The sequence below is a fragment of the Plantactinospora sp. ZYX-F-223 genome, from assembly GCF_039649625.1.
In the GTDB taxonomy this organism is placed as follows: Bacteria; Actinomycetota; Actinomycetes; order Mycobacteriales; family Micromonosporaceae; genus Plantactinospora.
On the sequence record NZ_JBDJAV010000019.1, the window covers coordinates 31,097 to 56,125 of the forward strand.

The following is a 25,029-nucleotide window of genomic DNA, read 5'->3' on the forward strand; positions in this document are numbered from 1 at the left end:
ACCGATGCTGCACCGGCCCGGCCGCTTCGACCGGCTACGCGAGATCCGCGAACTCGACCCCGCGCGGGACTGCCACCGGATCTACCGGACCACCGCGCTGTGGGAGTTCCCGTTCGACGTCCGGATGGGGCTGCTGCTGGCGTTCTGGCGCACCTTCGCCGTGCCGTCGATCGCCGAGCTGCTGGCCGCGACCGGTGAGACCACGTCCCGGACCGAGCGGCGCGCCGACGACACTGGCATCCTGATGTACACGCTGATCGAGCACGGCCTCGACCACCCGCTGGGCCGGGCCGCCACCCGCCGGCTCAACCAACTGCACCGCCGGTACGCCATCGACAACGACGACTACCTCTACGTGCTCGGCACCTTCGTCTTCGTCGGTACCCGGTGGATCGACCGGTACGGCTGGCGCCCGCTGTGCTGCCACGAGCGCACCGCGACCTACCACTTCTACGCCGAACTCGGCCGGCGGCTGCGCATCACCGGCATCCCGCCGGACCTGGACAGCTACGCCGACTGGTACGACACCTTCGAGGCCGCGCGGTTCGCCGCCACCCCGGCCGCCCGGCGGCTCATCACCGCGACCAAGGGACTGCTCGCCGACCTGCCGAAGCCGCTGGTACCGATCGGCGAGCGGGTCGCCGACGCGCTGCTCGACCCACCGCTGCGGGCGGCGGTCTCGATCGCACCGCCGCCGTGGTGGGCCCGGGCCCTGCTGGCCGGCGGGCTCGCCGGTCGGGCCGCGTACCTGCGGCACGGGGCGGCACCGCGCCGGCGGCAGTACCTCGACGGCGGGCTGCGGGCGAAGACCTACCCCGACGGGTACGACATCGCCACGGTCGGCCCGGCGCAGGAGCACCGGGTGCACGAAGCCGGGCGGGCAGCGCGTCCGGAGCACCGTCCGGACCATCGAGCCGCAGGGTAGACCGGGTGGCACGACGGTCAGGGTCGAATCCGATGCCGGCGAGATCCGGGCCGGCTCGGTCCCGCAGACCGCCTACGCACAACTCTCAACCTTCCCGCCACTCATAGGCGAAGGGTGCCGGCGCGCTGGCAGAATGGCCGGACCTACCGGCCGAGACGGGGCGAGACATCGATGGCGACGACGGACGAACGGATAGTGCCGGACGAGACGACCGTACCGCTGCTGAACTGCGTGTCCGCGGACGAGACGCTCGCGTTCTGGCGGGCCCTGGGCTTCGAGGTGACCTGGGAGCAGCGCAAGCCGTACCTGTATCTGGCGTTGCGGTGGAGCGGGTTCGAGCTGCACTACGGTGCCGCACCGGCCGGGCTCGACCCGGCGCTGGAGAACACCGGCGGCTGCCTGGTGATGGTCGGGGCGGTCGCGCCGTACCACGCGGCCTTCGTGGCGGCGATGCGGAAGACGTACGGGAAGGTGCTCGGCAAGGGGCTGCCGCGGATCACCCGCTACCGGCCCGGCGCCTCCCGGTTCAGCATCGTCGACCCGTCCGGCAACTCGATCATCTTCATCCGCCGCGACGAGCCGCAGGAGCTGGAGTACGGCGGCGCGAAGCGGCTGACCGGGCTGGCCAAGGTACTCGACAACGCGCGGATCCTGCGCGAGTTCAAGACCGACGACCGGGCCGCGTTCCGGGCGCTCAACTCCGGGCTGCGCCGGCACGGCGAGACGGCGTCCGGTCTCGACCGGGCCCTGGCGCTCGCCGCGCTGGTCGAACTGTCGATCGCGCTGGACGAACCCGACCGGGTGCCCGAGTGGGGTTCCCGGCTACGGGAGATCTCGCTGACCGGGCCCGAACGGGAGCAGGTGGAGCGCGCCGTCGCCGACCCGACGGTGCTCACCGGATGGCTGCCGGAGGCCACCGCGCCCGAGGGGGACGGCCCCGGCGAGGAGTAACCGGTCGACGGCCGGTCTGCCGCAGGTCCGGGGGTCAGCCCGGGCAGGGTGACGCCTGCTTCCCGGCCCGGCTGGTTCGGCGGGCTCGGGCCGCCCGGAGGCGCGCGGCGAGGCGTGCCGTGAGCGGCTGGCCGAGCAGGATGCCGAGGAAGACCAGGACGAGCCCGCAGACCTGTTGCGGCGCGAGGGTCTCGTCGGCGACCACCGTGCCGAGCAGTACCCCGGTCACCGGGTTGAGCAGCCCGATCAGGCCGACGGTGCCGGCGCTCAGGTGCCGCAGTCCGGTGAACCAGGCGGCGAAGGCGAGCGCGGTGGCCAGCACCGTGACGTAGCCGAAGCCGGCGACCGCCGGGCCGTCCAGGGCGGGCGGCCGCCCCTCCACCGCGACGGCGACCGGGAGCAGGACCACGCCGCCGGCGACGAGCTGCCACGAGGTCAGCGAGAAGACGTCGATCGGCTGGTTGGCGGTGGTTGGCCCGACCCGGACGCCCGCACTCCACTTCTTGGCGAGCACGTAGCCGAGCGAGGACATCACCATGGCGGCGACGGAGGCGAGTACCCCGGAGAAGTCGACGGCGACCGCGCCGTCCAGCAGGAGCAGGCAGACGCCGCCGATCCCGATGCCGGCGCCGGCCAGGTGCGCCGCCCGGGGGCGTTCGGCGAGCGCCGCCCAGGCGATCAGCATCATCACCACCGGCGCGGTCGCCATGATCGTCGAGGCGACGCTCGTCGGCAGTACCTGCGCCGCCAGGTAGACAAGCGCGAAGAACGCGCCCATGTTGAGGGTGCCGAGGACCAGCGACCGCCACCACCACGAGCCGCGCGGCAGCGTCCGGCGTACCAGCAGGAGCAGCAGGCCGGCCGGGAGTGCCCGGATCACCGCCCCGTACAGCGGATAGTCGGCCGGCAGGAACCGGTGGGTGACGAAGTAGGTCGCGCCCCAGGCCACCGGGGCGATCGCGGTGACGGGCACCCACCGAAAAGTAGCTTCCACGGAAGACAGTATAGCTTCCCAGGAAGCTATACTGTCGAGTGTGACCGAGTACCTGGATCACGTTGCCCGGATCCAGCAGGCCTGGGCCCGGGAGCGACCCGACCTCGACGTACGCCCACAGGGGGTGATCGGCCGGCTGCACCGCCTCGCCGGGCACCTCACCGAGCAGCTTCAGGTCGTCTACCGGCGGTACGGGCTGGGCGAGGGTGAGTTCGACGTCCTCGCCACCCTGCGCCGCGCCGGCGAGCCTTTCGAACGCGCTCCGGGCGAACTGGCCGCGTTCACCATGGTCACCACCGGGGCGATGACCAAGCGGATCGACCGGCTGGAGCGCGACGGGTTGGTCAGCCGACGGCCCAGCACGACCGACGGGCGAGGACGGGTGGTCGCGCTCACCGAGGCCGGCCGAAAGCTGATCGACCAGGCGTTCGCCGAGCACATGCGCAACGAACGCCGCCTCCTCGACAAGCTGCCGCCGGACGATGCCGCCCAGCTGGAACGACTGCTCGCCGCCTGGCTCGCCGCCTTCGAGACGCCGCTACCGGCAGCGCCCAGAGACTCTGGGACGCGCCCCCGGGCGGAGGCGCGGGGCGACGACTCGCAGCCGACCCGACGGGGGCGCGTCGAGTAACCGCGCCCTGTCCGTGGACCCCAGCGGCCGGCCTGAGCCGCCGGCGGCCCGGCGTACGACTGCTGCACCTTCCGGGGCAGCCTGGTGGCGGTCGACGCGGCGACCGGAGTGGTCCGGTGGAAGAGCCACACCCTGCCGGACCAGGGTGCGGGCGGCGACATCTTCAGCGGCGCGTCGGTCTGGGACCGGGAGCCGTACCAACTGCCCGACGGCCAGACCATCGCCTACAGCTCGTTCGGCGCGCTGGACGTGGCGACCGGGGAGATCGTCTGGCAGGTACCGGAACCGCACGGCGGCCTGGCGGTCGGCCCGGCGACGACGGCGAACGGCGTGGTCTACTACGGCTCGCTGAACGGCTACATGTACGCCCTCGACGCCGAGGACGGCGAGGTGCTGTGGGAGTACCAGGGCGCAGGGGCGTCGAACGCCGGTCCGGCCATCGTCGACGGCAAGCTGTACTGGGGCAACGGCTACGAGCGGCTCGGCGCCGCCAGCACCACCTTCTACTCTTTCGGCCTGCCGGCCACCGCCACCGGTACGAGTCCGTGATCGGTCGCGACCGCTGACCCGCGGCCCGGACCCGCCCACGGTGGTGCGGAGGACCACGACGGTCCTCCGCACCGGTCCGCCCGTGCCGGGTGTCAGCCTGGTCGCAGCCGTCAGCGGGGCCAGGCGCAGTGGACGTGCGTGGCGTGGTCCGCGTCGTCCCCCGGGCCCAGCACCTCCGTCGCGCCATAGGCGCGGCATGCGTCCTTGAACGCCTGGTTGAACGGGTTCGCGGTGGTGACCCGGGTGCCGTTGATCGTGTCGACGTCGAACGCCTTGCCGACGTAGTGCCGGGAGTTGGCACCGTGCCTGCTACCCGCTATCGCGGTCACCCGGAAGGTGAAGCCGTCCAGGAGGTGCAGGCTGAGCATTCCCCGCAACATGTCGAGGTCAAGGTTCACGCTGGTCCTGCCGACATGGCTGAAGTCGCTGGTACTGGCGGGCAACCCGGCCGCCGCGTCCACGATGTTCTGCCGGGCCGTCGAGGTCGGATCGGACTGCCCGCCCACGTGGAAGGTGAGCAGGTCGATCGCCGGGATGTCCCGGATGAAGGCCGCCGGGTTGTGTGCCGGCAGACCCGTGCTGAACACTCCCGACCCCAGCGAGACCGACAGTGTGGAGGTGCCCAGGCCGTAGCACGGAGACAGATAGCGCTGCCCGGCAGGCAGTGCGAAGCAGCCGCCCCACGGCGTTCCGTCCAACGTCTGTAGTGCCAGGTCGAAGCCGATCTCCAGCTGCCGACCGCCATCGTAGATGCGACCGTCGATCAGCACCGCGCCGATGCTGTAGCCGTAGTAGGAAGAGGAGAAGGCGAAGGGAGCGGCAGCGGCGATGACGGCACCGTCGTACCTGGCACCGCCTGACCGCTCGATCAGGTACGCCTGGCCCGCACCCGCGAGGTAGAAGTTGCACACGATCTCGGCCAGGTAGTCGACCCGGGCCAGGGCAGTGCCGTTGAGGGTCACCTGCCGGCTGATGTACGGCACGCAGGTCGGAGGGTCGTCCTGGGCGTCCGTGGCCATGCGCGGGGCCGGGCCGGTCTTCGGCTCTCCCAGGGTGATCCCGGTGCCGCTCGGTACGGACGCCGCGAGACGCCGGCCAGCAGGTCGGATGGCATCGGTCGGCGCCAGCCCGGACACGCCGGGTGCGGCCACGGCCGGCCGGGCCGGCAGGCTCGGCGTACCCTCGTCGCCCGACACACCGGCGTACGCCGGCACGGCGTACCCGAGCGTCCCGGCCAGCGCCAGCGCCAGCACCAGAGTCAGAGCCCGCGTCCCGCTCTTCCGCCGGCGCCGGCGCGACCTCACCGGGCCCCGTCCGGCCCGGTCGACCGGGCGGGCCGTATCGACCCGGGTGTCCTGCTCGGCCGCCGGACCCGGCCGGGGCGGAGTGGTGGTCGCCACCGCCCCTCCCGATACCGTCGACGTCTCCCGGACCCTGCCTATCCGCATCATGCTTCCTCCATAACCGAGGTACGTGTGCGGGCCAGGCTCGCAACCCGGACTGGACGGCAACTGAAGGTCGATTGAACGCGCTGGCGCGGGGCTCGACAGCCGGATCCCGGGCCGTGCGCCGCGCGCGTCCGGCCATCTCGTCCACGCGCAGTGCCGCCCGGACGGGATGGTCCCGACCGCCGGCACCAACGCCCCGTACTGCCACGTCTATCAGGGCGACGGGCGGGAGTGGCTCGGCCAGGACCGCGACCGGCGGGTGATCGGCTACTTCAACGGCACCCGTACCGGTGCGGACGGTAAACCGCGTTATCTGGTGAACAACATCCCCTGGTCCAAGTTGACACACATCAACTACGCCTTCGCCCGGATCGACGGAAACCGGATCTCGGTCGGTGCGGACGGTCCGGGCAACCCGGCCACCGGGATGACCTGGGACGGGCCCGGCACCGAGATGGACGAGAGCCTGCCGTACCGGGGCCACTTCAACCTGCTGAACACCTACAAGGACCTGCATCCCCGGGTGAAGACACTGATCTCGGTGGGTGGCTGGGCGGAGAGCCGCGGCTTCTACCCGATGACCACCAACGCCGACGGCACCACCAACCAGGCCGGGATCAACACCTTCGCCGACTCGGTGGTCGAATTCCTCCGCCGGTACGACTTCGACGGCGTCGACATCGATTTCGAGTACCCGACCGTGCTGGACGACACCGGTAACCCGAACGACTGGGCGACCGCACAGCCGCGCCGCAAGGGGCTGCCGGCGGCGTACACCGCGCTGATGAAGACGCTGCGGGAGCGGCTCGACCGGGCCGCCGCGGCGGACGGCCGATACTACCTGCTGACCTCCGCCTCCTCCGCCTCCGGCTACCTCCTCCGAGGCATGGAGAACCACAAGGCGCTGCGCTACCAGGACTACACCAACCTGATGGCGTACGACTACCACGGCTCCTGGAACGACGTGGTCGGCCCGAACGCCGCCCTCTACGACGACGGCAAGGACCCGGAGCTGACCGAGCTCTACCAGACCCCGGAGTACCAGAAGATCGGCTACTTCAACACCGACTGGGCGTTCCACTACCTGCGCGGCGCGATGCAGGCCGGACGGATCAACATCGGCATCCCGTACTACACCCGGGGCTGGCGCGACGTCACCGGCGGCGAGAACGGCATGTGGGGGACGTCGGTCGGTGCGGACTGCCAACCCGGGACCGGCCTGGTCCGACCCTGCGGCGACGGCGCGGTCGGGGTCGACAACATCTGGCACGACGTCTCCGCCGACGGCGCGGAGGTCGGCGCGGGCGTCAACCCGATGTGGCACGCCAAGAACCTGGAGCGTGACGTCACGCCCCGGTACACCAACGCGGTCGGCCTGAGCCCGGAGACCGACCCCGACGACCGGCGCACCGGCACCTACGACCGGCACTGGGACGCGACCACCCGCACCGCCTGGCTGTGGAACTCGGAGAAGAGGACCTTCCTCTCCATCCAGGACATGCAGAGCCTCGACCAGATCATCGACTACGTCGACCGCAGCGGCGCGGGCGGCGTGATGATGTGGGAACTCTCCGGCGACTACGACTGCCCGGACGAGGCTGACACCAGCGCCAGGAACCCGTGCGTGATGGGCCACACCCTGACCCGCCGGCTGCACGAGCGGCTCCAGGGCCTCGACGCGTACGACAACAGCCGCGGCACCGGCAGCACCGCACAGCGCCCCGGCTCGGCGATCGACGTCACCGTCGACCTCGTGCGGTACCCCACCGAGACGGCGCAGCTCTGGCCGTTGACGCCGACGGTCCGGATCACCAACAACACCGGGGTGACGATCGGTGGCGGCAAGGAGAACGTCATCTCGTTCGACCTGCCGACCTCCACCCCGGCGCTGGTCAAGGACGGCGACTGGCAGACCGGCGAGCAGGGCGGCCGGTGGAAGGTCCAGGCGGGGCACACCGGACCGAACGCCGGAACCGGACTCGCCGGCGACTTCCATCGAGTAACCCTGAACCTGGACTACTGCCAGATCATCCCGGCCGGCAAGAGCCTCGACATCCCGATCATCTACTACATCCCGGCCACCGGACCGGTGAACACCACGGTGAAGCTCGGCAGTACGACGTACGCGCCGGTCACCGAGCACAACCGGGGGGCCGCGAAGGTGAACCCGCCGGCCGGCGGCTGCTCGGCACCGGCCTGGGACGCCGCCAGGGTGTACGACCCGGCGACGCAGTCGGTGGAGAACGTCACCGTGAAGTACAACGGCACCATCTGGCGGGCCAAGTGGTGGACCCAGGGCAACGCCCCGGGCACCGGAGCCGACCCCGACCACGAACCCTGGAAACTCATCGGTCCCGCCAGCTAGATCCGGACCGTCGACAGGATCGCCCGCCCGGGTCAAGCCCGGGCGGGCGATCCTCCCCCTCGCTGTCCCCCTCGACGGTCTCGCTGCCTCCTCCGCCTCCTCGCTCACGCGGTCCGGGCCGGTTCAGCGTGCCGCGGCCGTCCCCGCGCCCCGGACCACGAGCTGCGTCGTGGCGGCGGGCCGGGAGACTCCCGTTCGCGTCGTGCGGCGGTGCCGGGCTTCCACCCCGCTCCGGTACGACCGAAGTCTGCGCCGCCGCGCAGCGGCGAGACATCTGTCAGATGACGACGTTCTCGGGTCGCCCGGTGCGGGCCGGCGGTCGGGGCCAGGGTTCCCGGCCGTGCTGGGTCGTCAGGACGGTTCCGTGGTGTCGGCGGTCAGCGGCAACGTCGGCCAGGCCGCGAGGTCGTGCAGCATCTGGCGATCGTGGGTGGCGACGACGACGGCTGCCGGGGTCTCCCGCAGGGCGACGGTCAGCTCGTCTACCAGCAGCGCCGACAGGTGGTTGGTGGGTTCGTCGAGGATCAACAGGTCGGGTCGCTCGGCGAGCCGCAGCGCGAGGTTCAGCCGGCGTTGCTGGCCCTGGGACATCCGCTCGACGGGTGTGCGCAGGGCTTCCCGGTCGAGCAGGTTGGTCGCGGTCAGCGCCAGCTGGCCCTTCGCGCCGAGGTGTCCCCGGGACTGGAGCTGGCCCACGTGCTGGTCGTACAGCTGGTGGGCGAGCACGGTCGGCGGCCAGGCCGGCACCTCCTGCCCGAGGTACGCCACCCGAGCCCCCGAGAGGTGGCGGACCTGGCCGGTCGACGGTTCGAGAGCCTTGGCCAGTACCGCGAGCAGTGTCGACTTGCCCGCCCCGTTCGGGCCGGTCACCAGCAGCCGGTCCCCGCCGTCGAGGGTGAGCGTGACGCTGCGGTGCAGCCGTCCGGTCACGGTGACGTCGTGGCAGCGCAGCAAGGGCGAACCGGGGCGGGTGGCGAGGTCGGGCCAGCGCAGCCGCAGTGGCGGCTCGGGCACGGTGAGCTGGTGGGCGTCCAGCTCCTCCTGCCGGCGCCGGAACGCCTGGACGACGCCCGGGGCGCGGGACTGGCGCTGGTGTTTGCCGTGCCCCTTCTCCGGGCGCCAGCCGGTGCTGAGTCGCTGCTGCGCCTCGTTCACCGCCTCGGCCAGTCGCTGGTGTTCGGCCTGTTGGGCCTCGTAGTCCCGCTCCCACCGTTCGCGCTCGCGCCGGCGCCCCTCCTGCCAGCCGGCGTAGCCGCCGGCGAAGAGGCGCGGTCGCCCGTCCTGGCTCGGGTCGAGGTCCAGGAACTCCACGGCCACGTCCCGAAGCAGGGCACGGTCGTGCGTCACCACCACGACCCCGCCGGGATGCTGGCGGAGCCGTGCGGTGAGGAAGGTCAGGCTGTCGGCGTCGAGGTGGTTGGTCGGCTCGTCCAGCAGCAGCATGTCGTGGCGCGCCCCGAGCAGGCAGGCCAGGCGTACCCGGTAACGCTGCCCGACCGACAGTGTGGCCAGCGGGCGTTCCCGGTCGGTGCAGGCGTCGAGCCCGGCCAACGCCACGTCTACCCGGCGCTCCGCGTCCCAGGCGTCGAGCCGCGTCGCGGCGTCGAGGGCGGCGGCGTACGCGGTGTCGGCGCCCGCCCTGCCCTCGGCGAGCGCCGTCGCCGCGTCGTCGAGCGCCCGCAGGGCACGATGGGATTCCCGCATCGCCCCCAGGACGAGGCTGCCCACCGTCTCCCCGCCGCGCGCCTCCAGCGACTGCCGGGCGACGCCGATCGTGCCGATCCGTTCCACCGTGCCCTGGTCGGGCGCGAGCATGCCGGCCAGTACGTGCAGCAAGGTCGTCTTGCCCCGGCCGTTCTCGCCGACGACGGCAAGGCGGGAGCGGGCCGAGACGGTCACGCTCACGTCGGAGAGGACGACGCGGCCCCCCAGCACGACCCGTACGCCGTCGGCTCGGACGTGCGCCCGGTCACCGGCCGGCAGCCGACCGCCCCAGGCGAAATCGGACAGGGTGGTCGATTCCGGGGATGAGTTCAGGTCAAGATTGTTCACTGTCTGCTCTTCGGCTCGTCGTGGAGCCGGGCAGCACGAAGACGCCGCCCGGCAGGAACACCAGGACGGCGGAACAGAGCTAGCTCAGAGAAGCCGGGTCAACCCTGCCGCCGTCAGCGGCGGGACCAGGGCTTCATCGCAGCGATGCCTGAATGCATGCCGACAACCATAGCCGACTCGTCGTGCGAGGCGTCGAGGATGGTGATCGGGAGTATTCGGGTACTGGTCAGCGGAGCTTCCGCTCGTAGCAGACCGACAGGGTCGAGCCCACGTAGGGGCCGAACAGCGGAATCTCGCGGTAGCCCTCACGGTGGTAGAAGCTGGACGTCCCGCGAGGGATGCTCTCGTCCTCGGTCGGGCGGCGGCGGTAGGAAGACACCTCGCGCGAGCTGGCCTGCCACACCGTCGGGCTCCGGCAGTCGGAAGCCTCACCGGGTCGGCGGACGGGGCTGCCGCTCCGGTCGGAAGAGTCAGGTTGTACCGACCGGTACGCCGACCCGGTGCGGAGGGGGCGTCCTTCCCTCCGCACCGGATTTCGCCGGCGCCAACTCGCGGCGCTGGTGGGCCGCCGCCGTTGACTGGCAGCGCGGGTGGCACCTGCTCCCGGGGCCGGATCCGGCGCCGTGGAAGCCGGATCCGGTTCGACGGCCCGGCAACGAGCCAGCCGGTTGTTGCTGATGTCCCACCACCCACAGGTGGCCGTCGGGTCGACGGTGGGCGTACCGCCGACCGAGACAGGTTGCCGAAAACTTCCGGTAATCAGCTCCGTCGATAAGCTGTACCACTATTAATACCCATCGAAGGCGCTCGACACAAGACCTGTACGAGCCACATATCAACCCACCGTTGACTCCCGGAAGATGGCCGGAACTTCCGGCGAGGCGGCCCTGCCCGGACCCGGATCCCATCCTCGACTCCCGGCAGCAGCCGCACCGCCGCGCCGTCAACCAGGGACCCGTCACCACCGAAGGCCGGTAGGCACCGGACGGGGGTAACGACGAGTCCCCGGTCGGCTGCGCTAACCGCGCCGATAGACGGAGACGTGGCTCTTGCTCTCCGCGTCGAACGGCCGGCGGTGCCAGTCGGCGTACCGGTCGGCGAGCCGGAGACCGGCCTGTGCCGCCATCTGGTCGATCTGCTCGGGCCAGGCGTACCGCATGCCGAACGGCTTGAGATGCACGCCCGCACTGTCGAACCTGATGGTCTGCCGGACGAACGTCTGCGCGGCCCGGTCGAACCGGTGCAGCCGGATGGTCGCCGAGTCCTCCGTCACGTCCCACACCTGGACCTGCTGCTCGGTGCGCTCCATGTCGACCGGATCAGGGACGTACGTCTCGATCACGAACGCGCCGCCCGGTGCCAGCACCCGCGCGACGTTGCGGAAGCACTCCTCCTGCCGCCCGGCACGGACCAGGTTGAACAGTGTGTTGTAGACCAGGTACACCAGGGTGAACGGTCCGCTGACCGGCACGTCCGCCATGTCACCGACGGCGACCGGCAACTGCTCGCCACCGGGCTTGGCACGTAGCCGCGCCACCATCTCCTCGGATGCCTCGACGCCCTCGACGGCGAGGCCGCGGGCGGCCAGCGGAAGTGCGACCCGGCCGGTGCCGATCGCGAGTTCCAGCACCGGACCGCCGTCGGCGAGACCTTCGAGGAAGTCCACCGCCGGGGCCGGATCGGGGTTGGAGCCGTTGTCGTAGCCGGCGGCCCAGAGCCGGCCGAAGAGTCCGGGATCGTCGAGGAGGGACATCACTCGCCCTCCTCGCGCCCGGCCGGCCGAGCGGCCGGCGGGAATCCGGTCGGGCGCGTCCTACCGGCGCCCGCCGCTGTGCTGGTCGTGGAGACCGACGTACTCATGAAGCCTCATATCCTTCGGGTAGACGACGCCTGCTCGCTGACTGGACATGGGCGCTCGTGGCATGGCCGTCTCCTCTCTCGGTCGGCTTCCGGTCGGCTCTGGCCGCCGGGCAGGGTCAGGACAACAGACGCCCGGTCACCCCGGCAACCGCTTTACCGCTCCCGCATCCGCTCTCACTCTCACTCTCGACCTCACTCTCGATCTCCGGATTGTGGCTGCGCCCGGCCCCGGAGGTTTCTTACCGAGCGGTTACGGCCGGCACCGCCGCCCGCCGCAGGGTTCGGCTCAGGCCGGGCCGAGCAGGTCCCAACGGTTGCCGGCGACGTCCCGGAACACCGCCACCCGGCCGTACGGCTCGGCCCTCGGCAGGCTCACGAACTCGACGCCGGCGGCGACCATCCGGTCGTACGCGGCGTCGAAGTCGTCGACCCGGAGGAAGAACCCGACCCGGCCGGCCACCTGGTCGCCGACCACGGCACCCTGCCGCTCGCCGTCGGCGCGGGCGAGCAGGATGCCGGTCTCGGCACCGGGTGGCCGGACCACGACCCACCGTTTCGGGCGACCGTCATTGGTCAGCGACGGCGAGTCCTCGACCAGCTCGAAGCCGAGCACTCCGGTGAAGAACTCGATCGCCGGGTCGTACTCCGCCACCACGATGGTCACCAGGTCGATCCGCACCCCGGCAGCCTAGGCCGTCGGTCCGGCGACGGAGCCTAGGCGTCCAGGCCGGCGCGGACCCGGTCGAGGTAGTCGACGAGGGCGCGCATCTGGTCGGCCGGCCACGGGAGGCTCCGGCCGAGTTCCCCGCTGTTCTCGTCCCACATCCGCCGGGCCGCCGTTCTGGTCCGCTCCCCGGCGGCCCCGGCCGGGTGGAACCGGTCCGCCAGGGCGTCCCAGCGGCCGGCCAGGGCCCGTACCGCCGGATCGTCGGTCGGGGTGCCGTGCTGGACGTGCCGGAGCAGCTCCACCACGAGTTCCGCCCATTCGGCCCGGGCCGCCTCGACTCCGGCCGGGCCGAGCGCCGCCCGCCGCTGCGCCAGGTGCTCCCGCTCTTCGCCGCTGAACGAGGTTTCGAACACAGAGATCATCTCCAGGGTCGTCAGAAACTGGTCCGGATCGGGCATCGACGCGCCGTCGATCTGGTCGAGCAGGCCGTGCAGCCGCTCGATGAGCTGGTCGAGCCGGACGGCCTGGGCCGCCAGCCCGCGCAGTTGGGCCGTCAGCAGGTCCCGCATCGCCGCCAGGTCGCCCGCCGACCCGGCGAGTACGCCCGCGATCTCCTCCAGGGACAGCCCGAGCCCGCGCAGCGCCCGCACTCGGTACAGCCGGCGCAGGTCACCCTCGGTGTACCGGCGATGCCCGGAGCTGGTGCGCTCGCCCGCCCGCAACAGGCCGATCTCGTCGTAGTGGTGCAGGGTACGCACCGTGGTCCCGGTGGCCCGTGCCAACTCACCGATGCTCCACCGACGTCCGGTGTCGTCGTCTCTCCCGGTCACGCCGGGAACGCTACGACCTCCCGTTACGTCAGGAGCAAGTGCGCACCAGGAACCGGTCAGGGGCACCGGGACCAGGTCCGCAGGTGGGGCGCAGAGCGGAGTCGCGCTCCGGAAACAGCCCGGTACGCTGGCTCCGCCCACCCGCTCGGCAGGAGCGTCGCGGCCGGGAACGACGGATCCGCACCGGAGGTCGCCGAGCCGGGAGGACGTACCGAGGAGTCAGCACCCGATGAGCCGGGAACCAGAGGACGTGGCCACGCCCAGCCGTGATGGCGACCTGCTGAGGCTCGCCCGTCTCTCGGTGGGGCCGGACGCGGTACGCGACATCCTGGACTGGCTCGGGCGGCGTACCGGCGGCGCGGCCCTGCTGGTCGGGGCCGACGGGAAGGTACTCGCCGGGCCCACCGACCGGCTCGGACCCGGCACCCTGCTGTCGCCGGCGGTCGGCGCCGCCATCGCGGACCTGTCCCGGCGCGGGTCGAGCGCCGCAGTGGTCGACACCGGCGGACCGACCCGGGTCCACCTGCTGCGGCTGGACGGCGGCGCCCCGGACAGGTCCGCCGCGTCGCTGGTTGCCCAGGTCGAGGAACAGGTCGGCTACCTCGCGGTCGTCGCCGCCCCGGAGCGGCAGCTCGGCGAACTGCTCGCCGACGCCGCGCGGACACTCTCGCTGTGCTGGCGGGTCGAGGAGGCGGACCGGGCCCGCCGGCGGATCGTCGCCGCCGACGCGCACGGCCGGGAGGCGGTACTGCACCTGTTGATGGTCGGCGACGTGCCGCCCGCCCGGCGGATCGCCTCGGCGCTGCGGCCGCACCTGCCCGACGCGCTGCGGGTCTGTGTGATCGAGTGTGTCGGCCGGCAACGGTACGAGGTCGCCGCCGAGATCGACCGGTCGCTGGCCGGCCGGGCCTGGATCGTGCCCTGCCCGGTCCGCTCGAACCATCTCATCGCACTCGTACCGGCCGAGCCGTCCACCGGCGACGCCCCGGCGCCGGGCCGGGAGGCCGCCCGGCGGGGCGCGGGTCGGACCGATCCGGTGGACCGGCTCGGGCGGCTGATCACCGCCCGGGCCCGGCAGTGCCGGGTCGGGATGAGCGAACCGGTCGCGCTGGCGGACACGGCCACCGGCTACGAGCACGCCTTCCACGCGCTGGCGGTGGCCCGGGCCGCGAGCGAGGGGTACGCGCGCTTCGACCGGCAGCACGACCTCGTGCCGCTCACCGGCCCGGACGGGTACCTCTGGGCCCAGCGGCTGCTGCAACCCTGCCTCGACCACGTCCCGGCCCGCCGGGCCGACCCGGGTGCGATGGAGTTGCTCGGCACACTCAGCTCGTGGTTGGCCTTCGACACCGCGGCCAGCCGGCATCTGAAGATCCACCGCAACACCCTGACCGGTCGGCTACGGCTGCTCAACGCGCTACTCGGAATGGATCTCCTCCGGGTCCCCGACCGCTCCGCCGCCTGGCTGGCGCTGCGGGTGCGCGCCGCGCCCCGGCCGGACGACCCGCGGGCCGGTACGGTGCCGGCCGAAACGGTACCGGCCGACCGGGAGGTCACCCTGGACCACCTGCTCGCCGCCCCGGCCGTGACGGCGTGGGCCCGGGCCCGGCTCCGGCCGTTGCGCGCGACCGACCGGTCGACCGGGCTCGAGACGGTACGGGCCTGGCTGGCCGCCGACACCAACCTCTCGGCCACCTCGGCCGGGCTCGGCATCTCCGTGTCGGCCACCCGCAAGCGGCTCGCCCGGGCCGAACAGGCGCTCGGGCGCTCGCTGCTGCACGCCCCGGACGCCCGGCACGAACTCTGGCTCGCCCTGCGCGCGGTCGAGCTGGCGGACGGCTGACCGCCGGGCCGGCGGTCACTGTGCACGGCGGGACCGGTCGCGGGGTCGCTGTGCAGATCGCTCCCTCGCGACCGGCGTCCGGGACGCCGTACGGTGTCGGTGCCGATGCGGGGGATGGCCACCGTCCGGCGACCCTTCGGGTGGTGCCACGAGGGCGAAGGGCAGCCGGACGGTGGCCTTGGCCACGAGAGGTACGGACGCGCCAGGGCGGTGGCCGGGCGGCGGACTACAGCCGGCAGGCGTGGATGTCGGTGACCAGGATCGCCCGGGCGCCGACGTCGTACAGCTCGTCCATGATCTGGTGTACGTCCTGGCGCAGCACCATCGCCTGCACCGCCACCCAGCCCTCCCGGTGCAACGGCGAGATGGTCGGGGACTCGATTCCCGGGGTGAGTGCGCTGGCCTTCTCCAGCAGGTCGGCCCGGACGTCGTAGGCGAGCATCACGTACCGGCGGGCGACCAGCACCCCCTGGAGGCGCCGGACGAGCTGGTCCACCTGCCCGTTGGCCGGGGCGCCGGTCCGGCGCACCAGGACGGCCGACGAGCGCAGGATCGGCTCACCGATGATCACCAGGCCGGCCTGCCGCAGCGTGGCACCAGTTTCCACGACGTCCGCGACCACGTCGGCCACGCCGAGGCGTACGGCGTTCTCGACCGCGCCGTCGAGCCGGATCACCGTCGCGTCCAGCCGGTGGTCGGTCAGGTAGCCCTCGACCACCCCGGGATAGGCGGTGGCGATGCGCCGGCCGGCGATCTGGTCGACCGTCGAGACGGTCTCCGGCCGGGCGGCGAACCGGAACGTCGCCGCGCCGAAACCGAGGTCGAGCATCTCCTCGGCCGGGCTGGCCGAGTCGACCAGCAGGTCCCGTCCGGTGACGCCGAGGTCGAGGTCGCCGGAGCCGACGTAGGTGGCGATGTCCTTGGGGCGGAGGTAGAAGAATTCGACGTCGTTGGCGTCGTCCCGGCAGATCAGGTCGCGGTCGTCACCGCGCTGGCGGTAGCCCGCCTCGCGCAGCATCTGGGCGGCCGGTCCGGACAGGGTGCCTTTGTTGGGAATGGCGATGCGCAGCATCGGGAGTGCTCCTCGCGGTCAGGGATCGGAATCGGGCTGACGGACGCGTCCGGTGCGGTCGACGGGACGCGGCGGGGCACTACAGATGTCGGTAGACGTCCTTGAGATCCAGACCGGTGGCGAGCATCAGCACCTGCGCCTGGTAGAGCAACTGGGAGATCTCCTCGGCGGCCCGTTCCGGACCCTCGTGTTCGGCGGCCATCCACGCCTCGGCCGCCTCCTCGACGACCTTCTTGCCGATCGCGTGCACGCCGCGCTCCAGCGCGGCCACCGTCGCCGAGCCGGGGGTGCCGGCCGCGGCCTTGGCCTGCAACTCGGCGAACAGCTCCTCGAACGTCTTCACGGCATCCGATTCTCGCAGCCGGCCGGCACCGGCCCGGTCGCCGGGTCGGCCGGCGGCCCACCAGGTGGACCGCCGGCCGGTTCAGCGCACCGTCACGGTGTGGTCGTCGAGGAACCGCTCGGACCCGTCCTCCAGCGAGATCGCGTACGTGGTCAGCGTGTACCGGCCCGGCGGCAGCGTGACGCGGAACGTCGCCTCCCCCTGGGCCGGCCCGGCGACCGAGAGCGTGACCACCTGCTCCCGCACGGTACGCGTACCGCGCTGGATCCGGAGCTGGGCGGTCGCCTCCGGCAGGATCCCGGCGACGTGCACCTGGAAGCTCCGGCTGACCGCGTCGCCGTGCTGCGGCGAGATCAGCCAGACCGGGGCGAGCACCTCCATCGCCGGAGCCCGGCGCAGCACCCCGGAGGTGTCGACCCGGCCCCAGAGCCGGTCGACCGCTGCACCGTCGAGCCGCAGCCGCAGCCCGGAGACCCCGGGCACCGCGGTGACGGTCCAGACCAGTTGCTGCACGGCCAGCCGTGTGGTGACCTCGTCGACGCCGTCTCGGGAGGCCCCGGCGAGGTCGACGGTGGCGATGCCGTCGTCGACGCTCACCTCCCGCAGGTCGGTCCCCTCCGGCCACGGGTTGCGGTAGTCCGGGTCCATCCCGACCGGCCCGTCCAGCAGGTTCCGCAGCGCGGCGGTGATCCGGTCCCGGGCCGAGCCGTCGTGCAGCCACAGCCGGTGGAACTCGCGGTAGAGCCGGGGTCGGGCCCGGTCACCGCCGAGGTAGTAGACCGGCAGGTCGGCGGTGCTCTCGGTGGCGCCGGGTGCCGGCGTACCCGTGCCGGTGCCGGCCGAGGGGGCGACCGCGCCGTCCGGCGGAGTCGGACCGGTGCGGACGTCGTCCGGCGACGCTGTCAGGGTCGCCGGCCGGTCCGCGCCGGGCGGCGGCTCGGCCCGGTCGGACGGTGCCGGCACGACCGTGCCGGCCAGCCCGACCAGCACCGCCGCGACGCTCAGCGTGGCGACCGTCACCGAACCGGCCGCCAGCGGCGACCAGCCGCCCCACCGGCCCCGGGCGACCCGGGGCAGCGACCAGCCCGGTCCGCGCCACCAGCGCCGCGCGCCGCCCCGGTCGCCGGCCCCGATCCGCCGCTGGATCTCGGGCAGCGCGCCCGGTCCCGGCTCGATCCGGCCGGCCTCGGTCGCGAGTACCCGGCGCAGCAGGTCCTCGTCCCCCGGTGCCTGCTCCCCCGGCCCCGACGTCGCCCCCGGTCCCGACGTCCACGCCGGCTCGGAATGCGCACCGGGTCGCCGCTGCTCGTTCATCGCTCCGCCCCCATGCTCTGCTTCAGCGCGGCCAGCCCCCGGAAGGTGTGGCTCTTCACCGCGCCCCGGCTGACACCCATCAGTTCGGCGGTCTCGGCCTCGGAGAGGTCGAGGTAGTAGCGCAGCACGAGCGCCTCCCGCTGCCGGGTCGGCAGGGTACGCAGCGCCGCCATCACCGCGTCGTGCTGGAGCAGGTCGAGTGCGCCGGCCTCGGCGCTCGGCGCGTCCGCCACCGGCCCGGCTCCGGCCAGGTACGCGGTCACCACCCGGCGGTGTCGCAGCGCCGACCGGCACCGGTTCAGCACGCTGGTCCGCAGGTAGCCGAGGGCGCGGTCGGCGTCCCGCAGCCGGGACCAGTGCCCGTGCAGCGCGACGTAACCGTCCTGCACGATCTCCTCTGCCGCACCCTGGTCGTGCAGGAGCAGCGTGGCGAGTCGTACCAGCGGGCGGTAGTGGGCGGCGAAGAGGTTGGTGATCGCCTCGTCCGCCCCCCACTGTGGTGGTCCCGATCGTGTCATGGTCCTCCCGCCGGGCGGGTCGGAGACCAGTTGGGTCGTCACGGCAGGATGACGCGCGACCCCCCGTTCCGGTTTACCCGCCGCGCCGGGTCGACACCACTCGACAGGCCGATCTCGACAGGCCGATCACCCACCCGACCGGCTGATATCCCGACCGGATCGAGAGAGATATCTATGGGTACCCGTCGACGTGTGCCTATGCTGTCGGCCATGGCTCGCCGATCTCTGCCGGTCGCGCTCACGACCGCCACCCTTGTTCTCGCGGCCCTCGTCGGCTGCGCGCCCCAGCACCAACCCGCGCCCGTTGCACCGCAGGCCACCTGTACGAAGGCCGAGCTGAAGACCCGTACGCCGGGCAAGCTGACCATCGCCACCGACGACCCCGCGTACGCACCCTGGTTTGCCGACAACCTGCCGGCCAACGGCAAGGGCTTCGAGTCCGCGGTCGCCTACGAGGTCGCCGAGCAGCTCGGCTTCGCCCGGGTCGACGTGCAGTGGGTACGGGTCAAGTTCGACACCGCGATCGCGCCGGGGCCGAAGGAGTTCGACTTCGACATCAACCAGTTCTCGATCACGGACGAGCGCAAGCAGGCGGTGGACTTCACCTCGCCGTACTACCTGGTCCGGCAGGCGGTCGTCGCCGGCAAGGGTTCCAAGATCACCGGTAGGTCGCGGCTGGCCGACCTCCAGGGTGCCAAGCTCGGCGCCCAGGTGGGCAGCACCAGCTACCAGGCGATCACCGATGTGATCAAGCCGACGGTCAAGCCGCAGGTCTACAACACCAACGACGACGCGAAGAAGGCCCTGCAGAACGGCCAGCTCGACGGCATCGTGGTGGACCTCCCCACCGCCTTCTACATCACCTCGACCGAGGTGAAGGATGCCACCATCGTCGGGCAGTTGCCGCAGGTCGGGCTGCCGGAGGCCTTCGGCCTGCTGCTCGACAAGGGCTCGCCGCTGACCGGCTGCGTGAGCGGCGCGGTCGACGCGCTCCGCGCCAACGGCACGCTCGGCAACCTGGAGAAGACCTGGCTCTCCGAGGTGGCCGGCGTCACCGACATCACGTGACCCTGCTCGACCACCACCCCTCACCGATCGCGCGCCAGCGGACCGCCTACCGGAAACGGCAGACGGTCCGCTCGGTGCTGGTCGCCGCCGCGTCGACCGGCGTACTCGGCACCCTGCTGGTGCTCGCGGTAACCGGGTCGCCCGGCTGGGAGCGGGTACGACAGTCCTTCCTCGACCCGCGCATCGGCCGGGAGGCACTGCCGGAGATCCTCACCGGACTCTGGCTCAACGTCCGGCTGCTGTTCTTCTGCGCGCTGGGGGCGCTCGCCCTCGGCCTGGTGGTGGCGGTGCTGCGTACCCTGCGCGGCCCGGTCTTCTTCCCGGTCCGGGCGCTGGCGGCCGGCTACACCTACACGTTCCGCGGGCTGCCGCTGATCATCGTGATCTACGTGCTCACCCTCGGCGTGCCCGGGCTGCGGTTGCAGGGCATGCCGCCGGTGCTGGTGCTCGGCGGGATCGCCCTGGTCCTCACCTACGGCGGCTACCTGGCCGAGGTGTTCCGGGCCGGCATCGAGTCGATCCATCCGAGCCAGCTCGCCGCCGCCCGGTCGCTCGGACTCAGCTACCGGCAGACGATGCGGCACGTGGTGCTGCCCCAGGCGGTCCGCCGGGTCGCCCCGCCGCTGCTCAACGACGTGGTCGCGCTCCAGAAGGACGTCGGGCTGGTCTCGCTGGCCGGGCCGATCGACGCGGTACGGGCCGCCCAGATCGCCACCGCCGAGAGCTTCAACTACACGCCGTACATTGTCGCGGGGGTGCTCTTCGTGCTGCTCGCCATTCCACTCATCGCGGTCACCGACTGGGTGACCCTGCGCGCCGCCCGCCGGCAGGCCGCCCGATGAACACACCCGTGTTGCGCTGCCGGGGGCTGCGCAAGGTCTTCGGCGGGCACGTCGTACTCGACGCCCTCGACCTGGACGTGACCGAGCACGAGGTGGTGGCGCTGATCGGCGCCTCCGGATCCGGCAAGTCCACGCTGCTGCGCTGCGTGAACCTGCTGGAGGAGATCGACGACGGCACCATCCACCTGGACGGCGAGCACATCACCGACCCGCGCACCGACCCCGACCTGGTACGCCGGCGGATCGGCATCGTCTTCCAGGCGTACAACCTCTTCCCGCACCTGCGGGTGCTGGACAACATCACGCTGGCCCCGGTCCGGGTGCACCGGCGGGACCGGGGCGAGGCCGAGGCGCAGGCCCGGGAGCTGCTCGCCCGGGTCGGGCTGGCCGAGAAGGCCGCCGACTATCCCGACCGGCTCTCCGGCGGCCAGCAGCAGCGGGTGGCGATCGTCCGGGCGCTGGTCAACTCGCCCCGGCTGTTGCTGCTCGACGAGGTGACCTCGGCGCTGGACCCGGAACTCGTCGGCGAGGTGCTGACGATGATCCGGGGTCTGAAGGCGGACGGCATGACCATGGTGCTGGCCACCCACGAGATGGGCTTCGCCCGCGAGGTCGCCGACCGGGTCTGCTTCCTGGACGGCGGCCGGGTGATCGAGGAGGGGCCGCCGGAGCAGGTGCTCGGCGAGCCGACCCAGCCCCGTACCCGGCAGTTCCTCCGCCGGATCATCGAGGCGGGCCGCCTCCAGGTCGGCTGACGACGGATCGGCCCGACGCCCGACGTGCTCCGTCCGAAGACTGTCGAGCTGCCCCGCTCGTGCACCCGCGACGGCAGGCCGGCGGGTAGGGCTGGCCGCCGCCAGTGCGGCAGGCCGGCGCCGTACTACGAGCCGGAACCGCGGCCGGGGGTGGTGCCCCGTCTGTGCACCCAGCTCGACAGTCTCGCAATCGGGGACCTGTCCCTGGCCGTGCACGCCACCGTCCAGCGCAAGCCAGGCCAACCGGTCGCCGGCGGGCACTGGCCCTGCGACCCGCCCGATCATCGGCCAGGCGGGCGACGACGCCCCGGATCGCCCCCGCGGGCTACGGGCGGGCGGCGATATCCCGGACAGCCACGGCGGCCTCCAGGGCCGCCGTGGTGGCCGCCCAGCCCTTGTCCTCGGCCGAGTCGGGCAGCCCGGCCCGGTCCCGGGCCTGCTCCAGGTTGTTCACCGTCAGCACGCCGTGCGCGACCGGCTTCCCGCTGTCCAGCGCGACCCGGGTCAGCCCCTCGGTCACCGACTGGCACACGTAGTCGAAGTGTGCGGTGGCACCCCGGATCACCACGCCGAGCGCCACCACCGCGTCGTAGCGCCGGGCCAGCGCCTGGGCCACCACCGGCAGCTCCACCGAGCCGGCCACCCGGACCACGACCACGTCGTCCACCCCGCACGCCTTCGCCGCGGTCACCGCCCGGTCGACCATGTGGTCGGTGAGTTCGCCGTGCCAGCGCGCGGCCACCACCCCCACGGTCAGCCCGGAGGCGTCCACCGTCGACAGTTCCGGCTCTCCGAACCCCGCCATCGTCACGCCAACCTTTCCGTCATCTCCGCGAGTTCCGTCAGCTCCCCGGCGTCGGCCGGGGTCTCCAACTCGTCCAGCAGGTGCCCCATCCGGTCCCGCTTGGTACGCAGGTAACGCACGTTCTCCGGGGTGGCCCGGACCGGCATCGCCTCCCGGCCCACCACGGTCAGCCCGTACCCCTCCAGCCCGGCCCGCTTGGCCGGGTTGTTGGTCAGCAGCCGCATCGAGCGGACCCCGAGGTCGTAGAGGATCTGCGCGCCGGTGCCGTAGTCCCGGGCATCGGCCGGCAGCCCGAGATCCAGGTTGGCATCGACGGTGTCCCGGCCGAGGTCCTGCAACTGGTACGCCTGCAGCTTGTGCAGCAGCCCGATGCCGCGCCCCTCGTGCCCGCGCATGTAGAGCACCACGCCCCGCCCCTCGGCCGCGACCCGGGCCAGCGCGGCGTCGAGCTGGGGGCCGCAGTCGCAGCGCAGCGAGCCGAAGACGTCCCCGGTCAGGCACTCCGAGTGCACCCGTACCAGCACGTCCTGGCCGTCGCCGAGGTCGCCGTAGACCAGCGCGATGTGCTCGGCGCCGTCCTGCCGGGCCCGGTAGCCGACCGCCCGGAACGGCCCGTACGGCAGCGGCAGCCGGGTCTCGACGACCTGCTCGACATCCGTCTCGGTACGCCGTCGGTATGCGATCAGGCCCGCGATGGTGATCAGCGTGATGCCGTGCTCGGCGGCGAACTTCTCCAGGTCGGGCAGGCGCATCATGGTGCCGTCGTCGTTGACCAGCTCGCAGAGCACCCCGGCGGGGCGGAGTCCGGCGAGCCGGGCCAGGTCGACGGCCGCCTCGGTGTGCCCGGGACGGCGCAGTACGCCGCCGGCCTTGGCCCGCAGCGGCACCACGTGCCCCGGCCGGCTCAGGTCGGTGGCGTCGGTCGACGGGTCGGCGAGCAGCCGGATGGTGTGCGCCCGGTCGGCGGCGGAGATGCCGGTGCTGACCCCCTCCCGCGCGTCCACCGTCACCGTGTACGCGGTGCCCCGCTTGTCCTGGTTGGTGTGGTACATCGGCGGCAGTTCGAGGCGGTCGCAGTCCTCCTCGGTCAGCGGCGCGCAGATGTACCCGGAGGTGTAGCGGACCATGAACGCGACCAGTTCCGGGGTGGCCCGGTCGGCGGCGAAGATCAGGTCGCCCTCGTTCTCCCGGTCCTCGTCGTCGACCACGACGACCGGGCGGCCGGCCGCGATCTCCGCCAGCGCTGCCTCGATGGTGCCGAATTCGGTGGTCATGCCACGGCCTCCAGTCCGTCGACCGGCAGTCGCCCACCGGTCGTCAGCAGTCGTTCGACGTACTTGGCGAGGACGTCAACCTCGAGGTTGACCGGCTCGCCGACACCCTTGCGGCCCAGCGTGGTGGCGGCCAGCGTGGTCGGGATCAGCCCGACCGAGAAGGTCTGCGCGGTCAGCGCAGCGACGGTCAGCGACACCCCGTCGACGGTGATCGAGCCCTTCTCCACCACGTACCGGGCGAGGTCGGCGGGGAGGCCGAAGGTGACCGTCTCCCACTGCTCGGCCGGCGCCCGCCCGACGATCTCGGCGACCCCGTCGACGTGCCCCTGCACCAGGTGCCCGCCGAGCCGGCTGCCGAGGGTGGCGGCCCGCTCCAGGTTGACCGGGTCACCCGGGCGCAGCGCCCCCAGCGAGGTACGCCGGAACGTCTCGCCCATCACGTCGGCGGTGAACGTGTCGCCGTCGACCTCCACCACGGTCAGGCAGACCCCGTTGACCGAGATCGAGTCGCCGTGCCGGGCGTCCGAGGTGACGACCGGGCCGCAGATCGCGACCAGGGCGGAGTCGCCTCCGGTGTCGTCCCGCCGGACCAGTTCGCCCAACTCCTCCACGATGCCGGTGAACATCCTCAGCCCTCCGTCTTCCGGGGAAACGCGGTGACCCGCAGATCGGGGCCGACCGGTGTGATGTCGGTGAACTCCAGGTCGATGACCTCGGAGATGGTCTGTGGGCCGGCGTCGGCCAGTGCCGCCGGGCCGGCCCCGAGCAGCTTCGGCGCCAGGTAGCCGACCACCTTGTCGACCAGGCCGGCGGCGAGGAACGCGCCGGCCAGGGTCGGGCCGCCCTCCAGCAGTGCCGCCCGGACGCCGCGCCGGTAGAGCTCCGCGAGCAGCCGGGTCAACTCCACCCGGCCGTCCGGGCCGGTACCGACCTCCTTGGCGGTCGCCACCCAGGTGGGCGCGGCGCCGTCCCGGACCCGGGCGTCGAGGGGGGTACGGCCGGCGCTGTCCACCACCACCCGCAGCGGCTGCCGGATGGCCAGGGTGCCGTCGCGCAGGTTCCGCGCGGTCAGTCTCGGGTCGTCGGCGATGACGGTGCCGACCCCGGCGATCACCGCGTCGACCGTGCCGCGCAGCGCGTGCACGTCGATCCGGGCCGCCTCGGACGTGATCCACATGCTGGTGCCGTCGGCCGCCGCGATCCGGCCGTCCAGGGTCGCCGCGTACTTCCAGATCAGGTACGGCCGGCCCCGGCGTACCGCGGTCAGCCAGGCCAGGTTGCCGGCCTCCGCCTCGGCGGCGCGTGTCCCGACCTCGACCTCGACCCCGGCCTCCCGCAGCCGCTCGATGCCGCCGGCCGCGATCGGGTTCGGATCGGGTACGCCGATCACCACCCGGCGGACCCCGGCCGAGATCAGCGCCCCGCTGCACGGCCCGGTACGCCCGGTGTGGTCGCAGGGTTCCAGGGTCACCACGGCGGTGCCGCCGCGGGCCCGCTCACCGGCCTGGGCCAGCGCGACGATCTCGGCGTGCGGCCCACCGGCGTACGCGTGGAAACCCTCGCCGACGATCTCGCCGTGCGGGTCGAGCAACACGCAGCCGACCAGGGGATTGGGACTCGTCGTGCCCAGGCCGCGGGCCGCCAGCGCGATAGCCCGGCGCATCGCCTCGTCGGCGGAGACGCCCCCCATGCCGTTTCCCTCTTCCTCGCCCGTCGTCGTGGCGCGCAGGCGGGGTGTGGGAGGGCACCGGCCGATGGCCGGGCGTGCGGCGGCGGAGCGTGGGGACGGCAGGCGCCGACCCCGGGGGACCGCGGGTCGGCGCACACGCACCGGCCGGCGGACCCATCCGTCCCGCGCGCTGTCTCCCATCCGGACTGTCTGGGTGCGGAAACTGCCCGCCCCCAACCGTCGGCCCTGGATTC

The 25,029-nt window shown here is 72.6% G+C and carries 23 protein-coding genes and 1 pseudogene; 9 read left to right on the forward strand and 15 right to left on the reverse strand.

Annotated features, from left to right (window positions below):
• Window positions 1–4: 4 nt before the first annotated feature.
• Together AAH979_RS20020 and AAH979_RS20025 are read left to right on the forward strand one after the other, a co-directional pair.
• Window positions 5–925 (forward strand): oxygenase MpaB family protein, encoded by a 921-nt coding sequence (locus AAH979_RS20020; RefSeq protein ID WP_346259650.1) that lies wholly within the window; start codon window positions 5–7, stop codon window positions 923–925.
• A gap of 171 nt (window positions 926–1,096) precedes the next feature.
• Window positions 1,097–1,876, forward strand: coding sequence for a glyoxalase (locus AAH979_RS20025; protein ID WP_346259651.1), 780 nt, complete (start codon window positions 1,097–1,099; stop codon window positions 1,874–1,876).
• 34 nt (window positions 1,877–1,910) lie between these two features.
• Here AAH979_RS20025 and AAH979_RS20030 read toward each other — a convergent pair whose 3' ends face one another.
• The gene (locus AAH979_RS20030; RefSeq protein ID WP_346259652.1) at window positions 1,911–2,870 is read right to left on the reverse strand and encodes an EamA family transporter; all 960 of its coding nucleotides are present in this window, start codon (window positions 2,868–2,870) and stop codon (window positions 1,911–1,913) included.
• A 40-nt stretch (window positions 2,871–2,910) separates the two neighbouring features.
• On the opposite strand from AAH979_RS20030, the gene AAH979_RS20035 reads away from it, so the two are divergent.
• Window positions 2,911–3,501 (forward strand): MarR family transcriptional regulator, encoded by a 591-nt coding sequence (locus AAH979_RS20035; protein WP_346259653.1) that lies wholly within the window; start codon window positions 2,911–2,913, stop codon window positions 3,499–3,501.
• Window positions 3,502–3,585: 84 nt separating this feature from the next.
• On the forward strand, window positions 3,586–4,050 hold the full coding sequence (locus AAH979_RS20040; RefSeq protein ID WP_346259654.1) for a PQQ-binding-like beta-propeller repeat protein: 465 nt from the start codon (window positions 3,586–3,588) through the stop codon (window positions 4,048–4,050).
• 110 nt (window positions 4,051–4,160) lie between these two features.
• On the opposite strand, the gene AAH979_RS20045 is transcribed toward AAH979_RS20040, so the two are convergent.
• Window positions 4,161–5,450: a hypothetical protein gene (locus AAH979_RS20045; protein WP_346259655.1), complete on the reverse strand. Its 1,290-nt coding sequence runs from the start codon at window positions 5,448–5,450 to the stop codon at window positions 4,161–4,163.
• Window positions 5,451–5,667: 217 nt separating this feature from the next.
• On the opposite strand from AAH979_RS20045, the gene AAH979_RS20050 reads away from it, so the two are divergent.
• A complete protein-coding gene (locus tag AAH979_RS20050) occupies window positions 5,668–7,863 on the forward strand; it encodes a glycosyl hydrolase family 18 protein (RefSeq protein ID WP_346259656.1) in 2,196 nt (731 codons plus the stop codon).
• A 351-nt stretch (window positions 7,864–8,214) separates the two neighbouring features.
• Here the strand turns inward: AAH979_RS20050 and AAH979_RS20055 are convergent, their stop codons facing one another.
• The 5 genes and pseudogenes from AAH979_RS20055 to AAH979_RS20075 all read right to left on the reverse strand — a co-directional run bounded on the left by AAH979_RS20055 (window position 8,215) and on the right by AAH979_RS20075 (window position 13,272).
• Window positions 8,215–9,915, reverse strand: coding sequence for an ABC-F family ATP-binding cassette domain-containing protein (locus AAH979_RS20055; RefSeq protein WP_346259657.1), 1,701 nt, complete (start codon window positions 9,913–9,915; stop codon window positions 8,215–8,217).
• Between the two features lie 226 nt (window positions 9,916–10,141).
• A pseudogene (locus AAH979_RS20060) lies at window positions 10,142–10,234 on the reverse strand (GNAT family N-acetyltransferase); the annotation flags it as partial.
• Between the two features lie 699 nt (window positions 10,235–10,933).
• Window positions 10,934–11,668: a class I SAM-dependent methyltransferase gene (locus tag AAH979_RS20065; RefSeq protein ID WP_346259658.1), complete on the reverse strand. Its 735-nt coding sequence runs from the start codon at window positions 11,666–11,668 to the stop codon at window positions 10,934–10,936.
• Between the two features lie 393 nt (window positions 11,669–12,061).
• Window positions 12,062–12,454 (reverse strand): VOC family protein, encoded by a 393-nt coding sequence (locus AAH979_RS20070; RefSeq protein ID WP_346259659.1) that lies wholly within the window; start codon window positions 12,452–12,454, stop codon window positions 12,062–12,064.
• A 35-nt stretch (window positions 12,455–12,489) separates the two neighbouring features.
• Complete coding sequence (locus AAH979_RS20075; RefSeq protein WP_346259660.1) at window positions 12,490–13,272, reverse strand: MerR family transcriptional regulator; 783 nt, start codon at window positions 13,270–13,272, stop codon at window positions 12,490–12,492.
• Window positions 13,273–13,501: 229 nt separating this feature from the next.
• Here AAH979_RS20075 and AAH979_RS20080 point away from each other — a divergent pair, with 229 nt between their 5' ends.
• The gene (locus AAH979_RS20080; protein WP_346259661.1) at window positions 13,502–15,115 is read left to right on the forward strand and encodes a helix-turn-helix domain-containing protein; all 1,614 of its coding nucleotides are present in this window, start codon (window positions 13,502–13,504) and stop codon (window positions 15,113–15,115) included.
• A 226-nt stretch (window positions 15,116–15,341) separates the two neighbouring features.
• Here AAH979_RS20080 and hisG read toward each other — a convergent pair whose 3' ends face one another.
• From hisG to AAH979_RS20100, 4 genes are all read right to left on the reverse strand, one after another.
• Window positions 15,342–16,187, reverse strand: a complete 846-nt coding sequence (gene hisG, locus AAH979_RS20085; protein WP_346259662.1) for an ATP phosphoribosyltransferase — start codon at window positions 16,185–16,187, stop codon at window positions 15,342–15,344.
• A 79-nt stretch (window positions 16,188–16,266) separates the two neighbouring features.
• The gene (locus AAH979_RS20090) at window positions 16,267–16,548 is read right to left on the reverse strand and encodes a phosphoribosyl-ATP diphosphatase (RefSeq protein WP_318397514.1); all 282 of its coding nucleotides are present in this window, start codon (window positions 16,546–16,548) and stop codon (window positions 16,267–16,269) included.
• 63 nt (window positions 16,549–16,611) lie between these two features.
• The gene (locus tag AAH979_RS20095) at window positions 16,612–17,844 is read right to left on the reverse strand and encodes a GerMN domain-containing protein (RefSeq protein ID WP_346259663.1); all 1,233 of its coding nucleotides are present in this window, start codon (window positions 17,842–17,844) and stop codon (window positions 16,612–16,614) included.
• Window positions 17,841–18,362 (reverse strand): SigE family RNA polymerase sigma factor, encoded by a 522-nt coding sequence (locus AAH979_RS20100; RefSeq protein ID WP_346259664.1) that lies wholly within the window; start codon window positions 18,360–18,362, stop codon window positions 17,841–17,843. Before AAH979_RS20100 ends, AAH979_RS20095 begins: the two co-directional genes overlap by 4 nt.
• A 210-nt stretch (window positions 18,363–18,572) precedes the next feature.
• On the opposite strand from AAH979_RS20100, the gene AAH979_RS20105 reads away from it, so the two are divergent.
• From AAH979_RS20105 to AAH979_RS20115, 3 genes are read left to right on the forward strand one after another with little or no spacing between them, the layout of a single operon-like run.
• The gene (locus AAH979_RS20105; RefSeq protein ID WP_346259665.1) at window positions 18,573–19,430 is read left to right on the forward strand and encodes an ABC transporter substrate-binding protein; all 858 of its coding nucleotides are present in this window, start codon (window positions 18,573–18,575) and stop codon (window positions 19,428–19,430) included.
• 2 nt (window positions 19,431–19,432) lie between these two features.
• Window positions 19,433–20,272, forward strand: a complete 840-nt coding sequence (locus AAH979_RS20110) for an amino acid ABC transporter permease (RefSeq protein ID WP_346259750.1) — start codon at window positions 19,433–19,435, stop codon at window positions 20,270–20,272.
• The gene (locus AAH979_RS20115) at window positions 20,269–21,027 is read left to right on the forward strand and encodes an amino acid ABC transporter ATP-binding protein (RefSeq protein ID WP_346259666.1); all 759 of its coding nucleotides are present in this window, start codon (window positions 20,269–20,271) and stop codon (window positions 21,025–21,027) included. The genes AAH979_RS20110 and AAH979_RS20115 overlap by 4 nt, the downstream gene beginning before the upstream one ends.
• 325 nt (window positions 21,028–21,352) lie before the next feature.
• On the opposite strand, the gene ribH is transcribed toward AAH979_RS20115, so the two are convergent.
• Genes ribH through ribD form a run of 4 tightly spaced genes read right to left on the reverse strand, consistent with a single transcriptional unit; the run spans window position 21,353 to window position 24,796 of the window.
• Window positions 21,353–21,832, reverse strand: coding sequence for a 6,7-dimethyl-8-ribityllumazine synthase (gene ribH / locus AAH979_RS20120; RefSeq protein ID WP_346259667.1), 480 nt, complete (start codon window positions 21,830–21,832; stop codon window positions 21,353–21,355).
• A gap of 2 nt (window positions 21,833–21,834) precedes the next feature.
• Complete coding sequence (locus tag AAH979_RS20125; RefSeq protein WP_346259668.1) at window positions 21,835–23,106, reverse strand: bifunctional 3,4-dihydroxy-2-butanone-4-phosphate synthase/GTP cyclohydrolase II; 1,272 nt, start codon at window positions 23,104–23,106, stop codon at window positions 21,835–21,837.
• A complete protein-coding gene (locus AAH979_RS20130; RefSeq protein WP_346259669.1) occupies window positions 23,103–23,732 on the reverse strand; it encodes a riboflavin synthase in 630 nt (209 codons plus the stop codon). Before AAH979_RS20130 ends, AAH979_RS20125 begins: the two co-directional genes overlap by 4 nt.
• Window positions 23,733–23,734: 2 nt before the next feature.
• The gene (gene ribD / locus AAH979_RS20135) at window positions 23,735–24,796 is read right to left on the reverse strand and encodes a bifunctional diaminohydroxyphosphoribosylaminopyrimidine deaminase/5-amino-6-(5-phosphoribosylamino)uracil reductase RibD (RefSeq protein WP_346259670.1); all 1,062 of its coding nucleotides are present in this window, start codon (window positions 24,794–24,796) and stop codon (window positions 23,735–23,737) included.
• Between the last annotated feature and the right edge of the window lie 233 nt (window positions 24,797–25,029).